This window comes from Bartonella sp. DGB1 (assembly GCF_041345015.1).
Lineage (GTDB): Bacteria > Pseudomonadota > Alphaproteobacteria > Rhizobiales > Rhizobiaceae > DGB1.
Map to the genome: position 1 here is coordinate 310,925 of NZ_CP166769.1, position 13,820 is coordinate 324,744.

The 13,820-nt window shown below is 28.9% G+C and carries 15 protein-coding genes; 6 read left to right on the forward strand and 9 right to left on the reverse strand.

The window, feature by feature from the left end; all coding sequences use genetic code 11:
* The 4 genes from bioD to AB6T46_RS01515 are packed head-to-tail and all read right to left on the reverse strand — an operon-like array spanning position 1 to position 3,118.
* Positions 1 to 612 (reverse strand): dethiobiotin synthase, encoded by a 612-nt coding sequence (bioD, locus tag AB6T46_RS01500; RefSeq protein ID WP_370931671.1) that lies wholly within the window; start codon positions 610 to 612, stop codon positions 1 to 3.
* A 1-nt stretch (position 613) separates the two neighbouring features.
* Positions 614 to 1,345, reverse strand: a complete 732-nt coding sequence (locus tag AB6T46_RS01505) for a methyltransferase domain-containing protein (RefSeq protein ID WP_370931672.1) — start codon at positions 1,343 to 1,345, stop codon at positions 614 to 616.
* Complete coding sequence (locus AB6T46_RS01510) at positions 1,338 to 1,970, reverse strand: hypothetical protein (RefSeq protein ID WP_370931673.1); 633 nt, start codon at positions 1,968 to 1,970, stop codon at positions 1,338 to 1,340. The genes AB6T46_RS01505 and AB6T46_RS01510 overlap by 8 nt, the downstream gene beginning before the upstream one ends.
* Positions 1,970 to 3,118, reverse strand: a complete 1,149-nt coding sequence (locus AB6T46_RS01515; protein WP_370931674.1) for an aminotransferase class I/II-fold pyridoxal phosphate-dependent enzyme — start codon at positions 3,116 to 3,118, stop codon at positions 1,970 to 1,972. The genes AB6T46_RS01510 and AB6T46_RS01515 overlap by 1 nt, the downstream gene beginning before the upstream one ends.
* Before the next feature lie 29 nt (positions 3,119 to 3,147).
* On the opposite strand from AB6T46_RS01515, the gene bioB reads away from it, so the two are divergent.
* From bioB to AB6T46_RS01530, 3 genes are all read left to right on the forward strand, one after another.
* The gene (gene bioB, locus AB6T46_RS01520; RefSeq protein WP_370931675.1) at positions 3,148 to 4,098 is read left to right on the forward strand and encodes a biotin synthase BioB; all 951 of its coding nucleotides are present in this window, start codon (positions 3,148 to 3,150) and stop codon (positions 4,096 to 4,098) included.
* A 382-nt stretch (positions 4,099 to 4,480) separates the two neighbouring features.
* Positions 4,481 to 4,813, forward strand: a complete 333-nt coding sequence (locus tag AB6T46_RS01525; protein ID WP_370931676.1) for a hypothetical protein — start codon at positions 4,481 to 4,483, stop codon at positions 4,811 to 4,813.
* 335 nt (positions 4,814 to 5,148) lie between these two features.
* On the forward strand, positions 5,149 to 5,502 hold the full coding sequence (locus AB6T46_RS01530; RefSeq protein WP_370931677.1) for a hypothetical protein: 354 nt from the start codon (positions 5,149 to 5,151) through the stop codon (positions 5,500 to 5,502).
* A 903-nt stretch (positions 5,503 to 6,405) separates the two neighbouring features.
* Here AB6T46_RS01530 and mutS read toward each other — a convergent pair.
* From mutS to AB6T46_RS01545, 3 genes are all read right to left on the reverse strand, one after another.
* The gene (gene mutS / locus AB6T46_RS01535) at positions 6,406 to 9,150 is read right to left on the reverse strand and encodes a DNA mismatch repair protein MutS (protein WP_370931678.1); all 2,745 of its coding nucleotides are present in this window, start codon (positions 9,148 to 9,150) and stop codon (positions 6,406 to 6,408) included.
* A 63-nt stretch (positions 9,151 to 9,213) separates the two neighbouring features.
* Positions 9,214 to 9,705: a protein-export chaperone SecB gene (gene secB / locus AB6T46_RS01540; RefSeq protein WP_370931679.1), complete on the reverse strand. Its 492-nt coding sequence runs from the start codon at positions 9,703 to 9,705 to the stop codon at positions 9,214 to 9,216.
* Between the two features lie 61 nt (positions 9,706 to 9,766).
* Complete coding sequence (locus AB6T46_RS01545) at positions 9,767 to 10,183, reverse strand: FxsA family protein (RefSeq protein WP_370931680.1); 417 nt, start codon at positions 10,181 to 10,183, stop codon at positions 9,767 to 9,769.
* Between the two features lie 101 nt (positions 10,184 to 10,284).
* Between AB6T46_RS01545 and AB6T46_RS01550 the strand changes: the two genes are divergently transcribed.
* Both AB6T46_RS01550 and AB6T46_RS01555 read left to right on the forward strand, forming a co-directional pair.
* Positions 10,285 to 10,980 (forward strand): Tim44/TimA family putative adaptor protein, encoded by a 696-nt coding sequence (locus AB6T46_RS01550; RefSeq protein WP_370931681.1) that lies wholly within the window; start codon positions 10,285 to 10,287, stop codon positions 10,978 to 10,980.
* A complete protein-coding gene (locus tag AB6T46_RS01555) occupies positions 10,980 to 11,573 on the forward strand; it encodes a Smr/MutS family protein (RefSeq protein ID WP_370931682.1) in 594 nt (197 codons plus the stop codon). Before AB6T46_RS01550 ends, AB6T46_RS01555 begins: the two co-directional genes overlap by 1 nt.
* Positions 11,574 to 11,584: 11 nt before the next feature.
* Here the strand turns inward: AB6T46_RS01555 and AB6T46_RS01560 are convergent, their stop codons facing one another.
* Positions 11,585 to 12,508 carry an Hsp33 family molecular chaperone HslO gene (locus tag AB6T46_RS01560; RefSeq protein WP_370931683.1) on the reverse strand — a complete coding sequence of 308 codons (924 nt, stop codon included), beginning with the start codon at positions 12,506 to 12,508 and terminating at the stop codon, positions 11,585 to 11,587.
* 172 nt (positions 12,509 to 12,680) lie between these two features.
* Here AB6T46_RS01560 and AB6T46_RS01565 point away from each other — a divergent pair, with 172 nt between their 5' ends.
* A complete protein-coding gene (locus AB6T46_RS01565; RefSeq protein ID WP_370931684.1) occupies positions 12,681 to 13,187 on the forward strand; it encodes a GcrA family cell cycle regulator in 507 nt (168 codons plus the stop codon).
* Here AB6T46_RS01565 and AB6T46_RS01570 read toward each other — a convergent pair.
* Positions 13,123 to 13,704, reverse strand: coding sequence for a redoxin family protein (locus tag AB6T46_RS01570; protein ID WP_370931685.1), 582 nt, complete (start codon positions 13,702 to 13,704; stop codon positions 13,123 to 13,125). The two genes, AB6T46_RS01565 and AB6T46_RS01570, sit on opposite strands and share 65 nt — an antisense overlap.
* Positions 13,705 to 13,820: the final 116 nt, after the last annotated feature.

A 13,820-nucleotide genomic window follows, 5' to 3' on the forward strand; every position in this document is an offset into this window, starting at 1 on the left:
TTAGTCCTTTAATAATTGATATAGTTCAGTAGATAAAGGTAACTTTGCTAAGTTATTAGATGATACTTTATCAATAAAAGGCAATTGAGCCAATATTTTTGTTTTACCGAAATATTCTATAGCTTGTTTATTTTCTGGATTTTCATGTCCAGTTAATATTACTCCTAATATAGGTATTTTATATTCTTGTAAAACTTTTATCGTTAATAAACTGTGGTTAATAGTTCCTAAGATATTAGAAGCTACTATAATTGTAGGAACGTTAAGTTTTTTTATTAGGTCAATCATTAATTCATTTTTATTTATAGGTACTAATATGCCACCAGCTCCTTCTATAAGGAGATTTTTATCAGTTGGTAATATTATTTTATTAAGATCTATTATCTCATTATTTTTTTCTGCGGCTATATGTGGTGACAAAGGTTCAGGATAATTGTAAATTTCAGGATAAATTTTACAATTGCTAATTTTGAAAACAATATCTGAATCTATTTGTTCACAAGCTCCTGTTTGGATAGGTTTGAAATAACTATAATTGCTATGTAAAGTAAGCCAACTAGAGATAGTGGTTTTACCCACATTAGTGCCGGTTCCAGTGATAAAGATATGCATATTATTCCTCAATGAATAAGCCAAAAAATACCCTATAATGAGTATGAAAAGGTTGAGCGATTTTAGCTATTTTCTTAAGATCAGAGATAGTAACAGAGATATTATTAGCTAAAGCTCCTAACTTTTTTAAATAATATAAAAATTCTAATGGAGTAGAGAAATCTAATTTTATATTTTGTTGCCAGTAGTTAAATTTATAATTATTTTTTATATTGTTACACATTCTTATGCAATCGTCCTGGTTAGGATAAGGTAAAATAGATTGTGTATTGGGTAGCTTAAGTAATTTATTCCATTCAAAAAAAGTACCAGATAAAAGAGTCGAAAAAGCAAAAACTTTAGGATTTTTATTTAATAAATAATTTAAAGTAGTTTGTAGATTATTGGACCATTGTAATGCAAAATTGCTTACAATAATTTCTGCTTCTGGTAAATCTGTTGTTAACATATCGCCTTCAATATATTTTATATTATTGTTACAGTTAAATTTTTCTTTGCATTTATTTAACATGTTAGGAGAGATATCATTTAAGTAAAAATTGCTATGTGGATAATATTTTAATAAAATTTCTATTAAATTTCCGGTTCCGGTTCCAACATCTAAGATATTTTTTGCTGCTATATTTTGTTCTAAGAGTTTTTTTATTAAAAATATAGCTGATTCACGTTGAGCAAAAGCAACTTGATCGTAAGTTTGACTAGCTTTGTTAAAATATTCTTTGGCTTTAATCATAAATAAAACTTTTAATTTCTTGGGTAATTAAATCTGATTTTAGCCAGCCAAGTGCATGTTTACCTCCTTCAGTAATTATTTGTTTGGTCGGTTTAAAATAGATTAAATTATCTTTTAATAATTCAGTTGGTACAATTATATCATCATCACTATTTAGCATTAATATTGGGGTTTGGGGAATTATTATATTTGTTGCTAAAAAGTTTAAATCATTTAATAATTTTTCTAAATTTAATCTTTCATTTATCTTTAGATCATTAGTACCACAATTGTCATAGAAATGTCTAAGTTGTTTTTGCGGATTTCTTATAAAAGCATTTTTTAATAAATTAATTTCTCTAGTTCTGCGTTGCCTTAAGGTGGATGAATATCCTAAAAAATTGATAAAACCGTTAAGGGCAATTAATTTATTAAATTTTATTGGTAACGATAATAATTTTAATAAACCAAGAGAATGACCAATACCAATAATATTAGCTTGCTTCGGTAAGTTTGGATAATTTACTTCATTATTAAAATAGCCTAAATCTAATAAGATAATTTCACTATCTGTAAATGAAGGAGTGAGATTGCTCCAATAATTTTTATTGTAAGCAAAGCCATGGCAAAAAATTATTACAGTCATTAACTTAACGCCTTAAGTTGTTCGATTAGATAGTTTAAATCATCTATAGTATGATTACTAGTTAATGATATTCTTAATCTTGCAGCATTAGGTGGTACCGTAGGAGGTCTTATACAAGATACTAAAATATTTTTTTTTGCTAATTTTTCTTGCATAAGAATAGCAGATTTCTCATCATATAAAATAATAGGAATAATATGAGTTTGAGATAATCCTGTATTAAAACCAGCATTTTTAAGCATGTTTCTTAAAATTTTTCCATTAGCCTGTAGATTATCTCGTCGTTCTTGTAAATTAGTTACGTAATTCCATGATTCTAAAGCTAAGGCCGTGATAATAGGTGAGGGGGCAGTAGAATAAATAAAACCTTGAGCTTTATTTATGAGATAATCGGCAATTATTTGATCACAAGCAATATATCCACCACTTATCCCTAAAGCTTTACTAAAGGTGCCCATAATGATATGGGGGACTTTTTTAAAATCTATTAAGGTAGATAAGCCGTAACCATTTTTACCAAATAAACCAGTTGCATGAGCTTCATCTATATATATCATACAGTTATATTTTTCAGCAAGGGTAACAATATTAGATAAATCTACTATATCACCATCCATACTAAAAATACTTTCAGTAACTATAAATTTAGCTGATTTATCAGTTTCATATTGTTTAAGTAGTTTTTCTAAATGATCTAAATTATTATGTTGGTAACGACATAACCTAGCGCCGCTTAAAAAAGCTGCTTGATATAGACTTGCATGATTGAGTTTATCAAAAAATAGTAATGCTTTGCTACCTAAAATTTGTGGGTCTGTTAAAGCTGCTAAACTAGATAAATTAGCTATAAAACCTGAACTAAAAGTAATAGCCGCTTCGGTATTATTATCATTAGCTATTTTTTTCTCTAGTTGTTGATGGATATTTATATTACCAGATAATAGACGTGATCCAGTTGAGCCAATTTTATATTGTTTTGTTATCTGTTTTAATTTATGTAATAAATAAGGATCTGCAGTAAGATTTAGATAATCGTTTGTTGAAAAGTCTAATAAGCTAATTGATTTGGCTTGACGTTGTGGTGTCAGTCTGCGATACCGAGCGTTAGTACGTAATATTGATAAATATTGCTCATAAGGTTTATACATTGTGCTATCATTTATAGTCTGGAGTTATCATGCATAAGAATTGGGATATTCAAGAAGCTAATTCGATTTTTAATCTACCTTTAAATGAGATTATTTTCAAGGCACAAACAATTCATAGACAAAATTTTTTACCTGACCAAATACAAGTTAGTACTCTTTTAAGTATAAAAACAGGTAGTTGTCCTGAAAATTGCTCTTACTGTCCACAGTCAGCTCATTATCAAACAGGTTTACAAAAACAGCCATTGATGAAATTAGATGAAGTGATGGAAGCTGCTCGTAAAGCTAAAAAAGCAGGAGCCACTAGATTTTGTATGGGGGCAGCTTGGAGAACTCCTAGAGATGAAGATCTAGATGTTGTATGTGAGATGGTCAGCGAGGTTAAAAAGCTAGGTTTAGAGACTTGTGTAACATTAGGAATGTTAAAAGAACAACAAGCGATAAAACTTAAGCAAGCTGGATTAGATTTTTACAACCATAATATAGATTCTTCTGAAGATTATTATAGTAAAATTGTTACTACAAGAACCTTTGAGGATCGCATTAAAACTATTGAACAAGTTAGAAAAGCAGGCGTTAAAGTGTGCTGTGGTGGTATTTTGGGTATGGGCGAAAATAATCAAGATCGTATTAAAATGCTAGTAACTTTAGCTAATATGGAGCAACCACCAGAATCTGTACCTATTAATAAACTTATTCGTATACCTGGAACTCCTTTAGCTGGACAAAAAGAGGTAGATCCATTTGATTTTATTAAAATTATTGCTTTAAGTCGTATTTTAATGCCAAAGTCTTTTATAAGACTTTCTGCTGGAAGGGAGCAAATGTCAGATGAAATGCAAGCATTGTGTTTTATGGCAGGAGCTAATTCTATCTTTTATGGTGAAACTTTGTTAACGGCAGATAATCCAGTGCCAGAAAAAGATGATAATTTATTTAAACGGTTAGGTTTAAAAAAATTAGAACATTTTTCAGTGTAAGAGTGATTAATTATATTGGGTAGTAGATTCGGTGTATCGCTAGATAATATTTTGTTATAAATAAATTTTTTTTATAACCTATTTTAATAGCGATAGCTTTAGTTAAAAAACAAAGTTATAAAAATCTATAAATTACTAATTTAAACTTAAGAAAAGTTTTTTCTTTTGGTGTATATCTTAATTTTTTAATTGTTATTATTTAAAGCAGGATGTGTTTTTGTTTGACAAAATGCTAATAACAACCTTCGCCCGGCTCAAATTAAGTCTTAATTTATTAATTTTAAAAAATCTGTTAATTTTTAGTACTTTGCTCTTGACAAAGCGAAAAGAATTAGTGACGCTGAAGATGTAGTGTAATCAAATTAACATGGGGGGGTAGTATTTGATAAATAAATTGAAAAAAATAGTACTATTTTTAATTATTTTATGTGTGTCCTTATCTATATACCTAAGTTTCCACGCACAAAATATCAAGTATATTATTGTTCAAGATAATGCTTGGTATAAAGTAATAGATGATGCTCATGAAGGCGCAATAAAAGGAGCTATACTTGGAACAGTTACAGGTGCTGCAATTGCACTCGTAAACGGGGTATTTACTACTGTTGGTATAACAGCATTAGTAAGTGGAATAACTACTGGAGCAATTATAGGAACTGGACTTGGATCTTTTACAGGCGTCCTTATCGTAGGGATAATCTTGATAGCTGGATAATGATAATAAGAATAGAATAAATGAAAAGATTTTTATGTGTATTTGTATTAATGGTGCTATGGCCAATTACCTCATCAGCTGTTCATGTAAAATCGTGTGATTTTATGGAAGCCTAAATGTTTGATCTTATATAAGCAAACTCTATAGCTAGAAAGGAGCTGTAGATAGTACTGTTGAGGAGTCAAAAAAGGAAAAAATTGGTGATGCAATTGGAGGTGGCGTTGGAGCAGTTGTAGGCGGGGTAGCTGGCGCAGTTAAGGATTAATTAAGAGGAAAAACCCTGTCATTTAGGGGGGAGGAGGTTAATTAATCTACTTTTTGAAAAGGAATTTCCTATGAATATACCATACTTTTTCCTAACTATATATGTTCTCTTATTTTTATCACAAAGAATAAACGTACAAGATATCATAGGAGAATATATTAAAAGTAAGGTTTGGCAGAAAATTATATATGATGTAATGAATGGAATAGTTGTAGGTTTGGTATTAGGTGTTACTATAGGTGCTCTTATTGGAGGCGTGGTTATATTATTTACTAGTGGAATAGTTGTGTTATTTACTTATAGAATAACAGAATTAGTAAATGGAGTGACCATTGGTGCAGATATAGTATCTGCTTTTGGATTTTTAATAGGATTGATTGTAGGAACAGTAAGAGGAATAGTATATTCTTTTAAAGAAAAGTAAGTAATGAATTTAAAATGGTAAATTCTTATACTTCACTTATAAAAATTTACTTAACACTTATTATATTTTCCTTTTTTCAAGCTTTCTTTATAAAATCCTAGAAAAGTTTTTTCTAGGATTTTAGGCAATTCTGACTTATTTTTAGTCATCCAATAACGTCATGTTTGTTCAACTGCACATCTAAACTTTTTAATATATTTTCTGCTTTATGATATATTTCAGAATTTAATTTTACTTGTGCAGATTTTGATAATTTAAATTTTCTATTTTATTATAGTTGCGATTTTTAAAAATAAGATAATCATCTTTAAGTGATAAATCATATTCAGGAATATGAGAGTGAACTATATTAATTTGTATAATTTCTTTAATAGCACGATTAAATTCTTTTTTAGAAGATATTTACCCGACTTTATCCTTTAAAGATATTTTTTAACTTAATTGATTTCCGCAATACCACATGCTATTTTATATAAATGGTGTTTTAATTGTTTTTTATCTAAAATAATCACCGTGCAAAGTAAGCATTTGAGTGTTCTGTATAGCATCAATTAATCAATCTGCTAGTTTTATATTACTACTAACATACGACTATTGTTGTCTTATACAATTATACCTCTGTCTATTAATCCTATTATATGTGTTGATGTTTGATTTTCAGTTTTTGTAGTTGTGATAATTGTGGTTCTTCTTAATATGTCCACGCTATCTTTTATACTTTTATAACCAAATATAGTGTTTTGTTAGTTATACATAAAAAATTGTAAATCTTATAAATTCTGACATTTCTTACTATCTTTTTTGACTGCTCTAAATTTCAATTTATATCTAGTAGGAGCTTATATAGTTCTATATGATAATTTATTATAAATAGGAGTATGATAATTTTTTATCTAAAGAAAATTAATTATATTCTTTGGTAGGTAAAGATTTTTTTAATTCGTATAAAATTTCTAATGCAGATCTAGGTGTTAGATCATCTATATCGATAGATGAAATTTTATTATAAAGAGGATCTTTATCATAATCTATCTTTGCTAAAGGAGCTATAATATTATTATTTGTTTCTGGTTCAGAGATAGTGAAGAGCGGAAGATCCTGCAGATTATTTTTCTTACTTTTTTTATCTAATTTTTCTAAAATAATCTTAGCTCTCTTGATGACACTTAAAGGAAGTCCTGCAAGTTTAGCTACTTGTATACCATATGATTTATCTGCTATGCCTTTTATTATTTCATATAAAAATATTAACTCTCCTTGCCAGTCTTTAACTTTGATGGTAACATTTTCTAATCTAGATAATTTGCAAGATAAAAAAGTCATTTCATGAAAGTGGGTAGCAAAAATTGTTCTACAAGCATTTTTATCATGTAAATATTCTAATACTGACCAGGCAATAGATAAACCATCAAAAGTAGCAGTACCTCTACCTATTTCATCAAAAATTACTAATGAATGTTCCGTAGCCTGATTTAAAATAGTAGCTGTTTCTATCATTTCCACCATAAAAGTAGATCTATTATTAGCTAAATCATCAGATGCTCCAACTCTACTAAATAATCGGTCAATCACTCCAATTTCTGCTGCTTTAGCAGGGACAAATGATCCTATTTGTGCCATTAAAGCTATTAGAGCATTTTGACGTAAAAATGTAGATTTTCCACCCATGTTAGGACCAGTTAATAGCCATATTTTTCCAGATTCTGTACTGGTAGAAGGGGATAAACAGCAATCATTAGCAATAAAAGGCGAAGATTTTTTATTGGCTAAAGCTATCTCAACAACCGGATGTCTTCCTTGTTCAATATTAAAATTTAAAGAATTATTCACTATAGGATAACAATAATTTTGTTCTAGAGCTAACAATGCTAAACTTGCAGAAACATCGAAAACGGAAATAGCTTCACAAATCTGTTTGAAAAAATTAGTATTAGCAACAATTTCTTTACGTAATTCTTCGAATATTTCTAATTCAATTTTCAACGCTTCATTGCTAGCATTAGCAATCTTACTTTCTAATTCAGAAAGTTCTACCGTAGTAAAACGCATCAAATTTGAGGTGGTTTGCCGGTGAATGAATATATCATTATTTGCTATTAAATTGCTCGCGTTAGCGGTGGTTGTTTCGATAAAATAACCTAATATGTTATTAAATTTTATTTTTAAATTTTTTACATTACTAATCTGAATATATTCTTGCTGTAATTTAGCTATTATATTACGAGATTCATCACGTAATATACGGGTATTATCTAAGGAATTATTATAACCAGTACGGATAAAATTACCATCTTTTTTTAAAGCTGGTAATTCATCTGCTAAAGAATTTTTTAATTTATAGAATAAATTATTAGGTATTTGACAGAAAGAATCTGCCATTAGTGATAATTCTTGCGGTAGTAAATATTTATTTAGTAGTTGTTGTAAATTAATACAGATTTCTTCTATTTGTAGCAATGCATGCATGTCTCTAGGAGAGCCTCTATCAATGAATAATCTGTTTAACGCACGTAAAATATCAGGGGTATTTTTAATAATCTTTCTAACCGCTTGTAGAATATCAGCGGACTGGAAAAAAAAATTAACAGATTCTAAACGTTGGTTAATTATATGTGTATTTCTTAGTGGAGCAACCAAACGATCGGATAATAATCTGGCTCCCGCGCTGGTAATAGTTCTATCAATTGCTTTTAATAGGCTGCCAGTTTTTTTGCCGGACATCGTTTGAGTTAATTCTAAACTTTGTCGTGCAGCTGCATCTATAAATAAAATCTCTTGCGCTTTTTCCAATTTAGGAAAATTTAGTGAAGGAAGATTTTGAAGTTGAGTTTTTTCTACATATAAAATAGCGCTAGCAATAGCAGATTTGGCACTATCACTGAAATCATCTATTCCATCTAAGCTATGAAGTTTATAATAGTTTTTTATGGTTTCTTCACTACGTTTATGACTAAAAAAATGATGCGGATGTTGAGTTATAATATGTTGCAGATGTTTTATTTCTGTTATTATTGGATCTTCAGTGTGAAATAAGACATCAGCTACTAATAGTTCCTTGGGTTGAATCCTTAAAATATCACTTAATATAGAAATTTTGTCAGTGGTTTTTACGTTAAAGCTACCAGTAGAAATATCAATCCAAGCTAACGAAAATTCTATATGCTCTTTTTCCTTAACATAACCTAAAGTCATTAAAAAATTACTACTAGTTGGTTCTAAAAGCTTTTCCTCGGTTAATGTGCCAGGGGTTACTAATCTAGTTACACCCCTTTTAACGACAGCTTTATACCCTCTGTTTTTTTTTGCTTCAGAGGGCTCCTCTAATTGTTCGCAGATAGCTACTCTTTGCCCGGCGGTGATTAATTTATGTAAATAGTCATCAGAAGAATGGATAGGAACACCGCACATGGGTATATCTTCTTCTGCTATTTTTCCTCGTTTAGTTAAGGTGATACCTAATATTTTAGCAGCTATAACAGCATCATCAAAGAATAATTCGTAGAAGTCACCCATACGATAAAATAATAAAGCATCACTATATTGTAGCTTAATATCAATAAATTGCTGCATCATAGGTGTTAATTTATCACGTGATGCAACAATTTTATTAAGATCAAAATTAGTAATAATCTGGCAATTATCGGACATCATTCAATCTTTCCTTGACCATATTATTACTATTTTAGTCGTTAGTTTTGTTATTTAGTTAGGTTATTTTTGCTCTTTATTTGGGGTAGCATTTTGTTGTGCTTCTAAAGTGCTTTGATATAAAGCAGCAAAATTAACTGGCTCTAATAATAAAGGCATATATCCACCTTCGCTTGTTGTAGCACTAATAAGATGGCGTGCAAAAGGAAATAACAGACGAGCACCTTCAATTAGAAGTAAAGGCTTTACTTGTTCTTCAGGAATATTTTCAAGACGGAAAATACCTGCATAAGATAATTCTATATTGAATAACACTAAATTTTCATGTTGTGCTTTAGCATTAAAAGTAAGAACCACTTCATGATCTAGCTCATTTTCTGATAATTTAGTAGCATCTACATTAACGTTAATACTTGCAGAAGGGGAGATATTGCCAGTATACATAGCTTCAGTTGCATGAGGATTTTCAAAGGAAAGATCCTTTATATATTGTTTTAATACAGTAAATGAGGCTACTTTGTTTTGTTCTTCAGTAGTAACTTTTTTTTCTGACATGTTTCGTCCCTTTTTATTAATAATTCGTATTGAATATAATAATTTTTTACATGTATTTCAACTAAATGTTTTTATAGTCTTCATCGCTAAGTTCAATAGTTTTATCAGATTTAGATTTAGATTTAGTAAAGTTAATAGGTATTATTGTTTTTATAATTAATTTTCTAACGGGGGGGATCAAGAGTAATATACCTAATATTTTACTAGTAAAGGTCGGGATAATAAAAAAAGTCTGTGCTAGATTTATAGCCATAGCATTGCTTAGATAATTTATATCATAAGTTGTATTAGCTGATTTTTTAGAAAAAAATTGTGGATTAGATCTGATGAATCTTTTTATTAATATTGTTAATAAACTTATGCCAATTAGCAGAAATAATGTAGTAAAAAAACCAATTGTCATAGAACTAAAGATAAATAAGCTAATCTCAATAGCAGCTAGCACAAAAAATATCCACGGTAAATAACGGTAAAACATTAAGGACTCCTTCATATAATATATATTATAACATAAATTAAACAAATTAGAAAAATTATGTTATATTGTTATATTATTATGCATGTTTTATAGGAAATACAATGGATTATTTAACAATTGTTAGCTTAGGAGCTTTAGTCATATTAATTATTGCATTATGGCGTTTTTCTAAGATTCTGGGTACTAAAATTGGATATGATGGGGAAAATTATCGTAAAAATTTACCAACTCAACCTAGTGATAAAAATGTAGTTATTGAAAAAATAACTGAAAAAGTTAATCTAGATAAACAAAATAAAGATAAGATATTAAAAGAGATAGATAATATTGCGGGTACAGATATAGTTTTACGTAAAAATTTAATAACTATAACTGAGAAAGATTCTGAATTTTCTCCTAAAAAATTTACTGAAATATCACAAAGAGTATATGAAAATGTGATGCAAGCCTTTGTAGAAGGGGACAAAGAAGTTTTAGCTATATTACTAGATGATTATATTTATAATGATTTTGTTAAAGTAATTAAAGAGCGAGAAAAAAGTGGGCAATATATTAAATATTCTTTTATAGGAATAGATAAATTTACTATTTTAGATGCAAAGGTAAAAGGTAGTATTGCTAATATAACTGTAGTATTTGTAAGTCAATTAATCTCAGCTACTTATGATAAAAATGATAATCTAATAAGTGGAGACCCGCATAAAATAGCTTTTAATAAGGATGTTTGGACTTTCCAAAAAAATTTAAAAAATGAAGATCCGACTTGGAAAATTGTCGATACTTATGCACAAGATTGATGATGAATAAAATAGATAAGAGTAAGGGGGGGAAGAAGGGGAGTAATTATTTAACTGAAGAAGACCTAAAAATATGGCAGGAATTTTCAAAAAAAATACATACAAAACCTAATTATGAGATCGTCGATTCAATAACGGATAAGGATTACTTTGCCGATTACGTAGGTAAAGTAAAAATAATTAAAAAAAATAATTGTCTTCCGGTTGTTCCTCATAAAAAATTAAGCGATATTAAGAGTAAGATTAGTAACAAAAATGTGTCTAGTACTAATATTTCGTTCAATAAAAAATATTTACTAAAAGCTGGTAAAAAGATAAAAAGTTGGGATGCAGTTTTTGATGCTCATAATCTTACTCAGGAACAAGTGTATGAGTTATTATTAACTTTTTTTGAGCAAGCTCAAAAATTAAAAAAATATCGTATTTTAATAATTACTGGTAAGGGAAATTATCAATTTGGAACTGGTGTATTGAGGCAGAATGTTCATCGTTGGCTAAAAACAAAGAAGTTTGATAAGTATGTGGCTAACATAGATTATAATATGCCGGCACATCAAGGTAGTTTTTCTGTTACTTTGAAGCCGATAGATTAAAGCTGCTTGAGCTAAAAATCTTTAGGATCAAATTCATAAGTTTCAGCACAAAAATCACAAGTTACAGTTATTTTATTATTTTCTATTGATTGATCAATTTCGGCTTTATTAAAAGTTTTTAATAAATTTTCAATATAAGTTTTTGAGCATGAACATTCAAACTTTAATTTTAATGGAGGATTAAATAGTTCTATCTCATATTCATTAAATAAGCGATATAAGAGACGTTCTGCACTTAAGTTTGGATCAGTTAATTCTTCATCGCTAGCTGTTTTTGCAAAAGTCTCGGCCTCTTGCCATAATTCTTTACTATTGCTAGCGTAGTCGCTTTGATTGGAGTTATTAGGCATATATTGTAAAAAAATACCACCAGCCCGTAATTGCTGTTGTTCGTTTTTAGGTTTGATAGCTAATCTTATATAAGTTGGTATTTGTTCTGAATGGATAAAGTAATTCTTTGCTATTTCCTCTAGGCTACTACCATCTAAAGCTATTAATCCTTGATAAGATTTATTATTTGTATTTGAGGTTAAAGTTATCGCTAATGTTCCTTGGCCAAGTAATTCGTGTGATTTTAATTTGTTTTTTGTATTAGCTTCGTCTAGCATTTCCTGATTAAATCTGGCATAAGCTCGAATTTTATTAGGGCTTAAAAAATCGCAAATAACTAAATTTACTGCTCCCTCAGATCTTATCTGTATAGTTAATTTACCAGTGAATTTTAACGTAGCCCCTAGTAAGCTTGTTAAAGTTGCTATTTCGGCTATTAAATTATTAACAGCTTGTGGATAATTGTGTCTGGTTAGAATGTCATCTAATATTTTATCTAATTGTACTATTTTGCCTCTAACATTTAATGAAGGCAAAGAAAAACTATATATAGAGTCACTATTAGATAATTTTATTTGGCTGTTAACGTTATTATTGTTGGTCATAATTTATCCTATGTAAGCTATTTAATTGTAATAAATTTGTATAAATATTTAAATGCTGTAAAATAAATAAAAAAAATATGTTAATATAAGGTTAGTATATTTTTTACTACATAAGATTATAAAATTCTATCTATTAATGGATAGATTAAAAATTAAATTAAGGTAGGGTATAATGAGCTGGACACCAGAGCGGGTAAAATTGTTAGAGAGATTATGGAAAGAAGGTTTTACCGCAAGTCAAATAGCTGCACAATTAGGTGGTGGAGTTAGCCGTAATGCAGTGATTGGTAAAGTGTATCGTTTAAAATTAAGCAATCGAGTTAAAGCGAACGATACAGAAGAAAATATTGAGCAGAGCTTAGAAGCAGAAGAAAATTTATCACCAGAACAGACTGTAGATAGCGTGGAATCTAGTTGTGATGAGATGAATTTAGCTGAAGAAAATGCTGAATTTCCACCGCTGGATGAAAATTTAAATATTGATGTTAATAAAGAATATGCTCCTCAGATGAAGAGATTAAATTTATTGCAGTTAACTGAAACTACTTGTAAATGGCCGGTAGGAGATCCTAGGGATGAGGGGTTTTTCTTCTGTGGTGCTGACAAGACAGACACTATACCTTATTGTGAACATCATGCAGCTCTTGCTTTTCAGAGCTTGCAAGAGCGTGAAATATAATTAATTTATATATATCTTCTATTAGGTCTATTTCGGTAAGTGGGCCTAATTTTTTGTAGATAATTTCGCCTTCTTTATTTATTAAGAAACTTTCTGGTACCGCATAAATACCCCAAGAGACCGTTTGTCGGCTGTTAGTTAACACTCCTATATAATCAAAAATATTATTATATTTATTTATAAATTGTAAGCATTTATTCGGATCATCATGATAATTGAGACCTATTATGATAATTTTTTTTTCTGTTTTTAATTTTTTAAGAATGTTCATTTCTGTATGACAGGCAATACACCAAGATGACCAAATATTAACTAAAATAAAATTACCTTTAAAGTCATTGATTTTAAAAGACTTATTTTTAATTATATCTTGATAAACGTCATTAGGTGGTATCTTAATTACAAGAGAATTTTTGCTAGGAATATTGTGATCGATTAACCTATAGCTAAAAATATATATTAATATTAAGATTATTAATATAGGTAAAATAAGCCATAAATAATTATAATTTCTCATTTATTAACTTCTGAAGCTGTTTTTTTAATTTTTGTTGTTTATATTTTATCGTAATATAAAATATAAGCATAATTATAGTAAAAATACTATAAGCCGCTAATACATAAAAGATATTT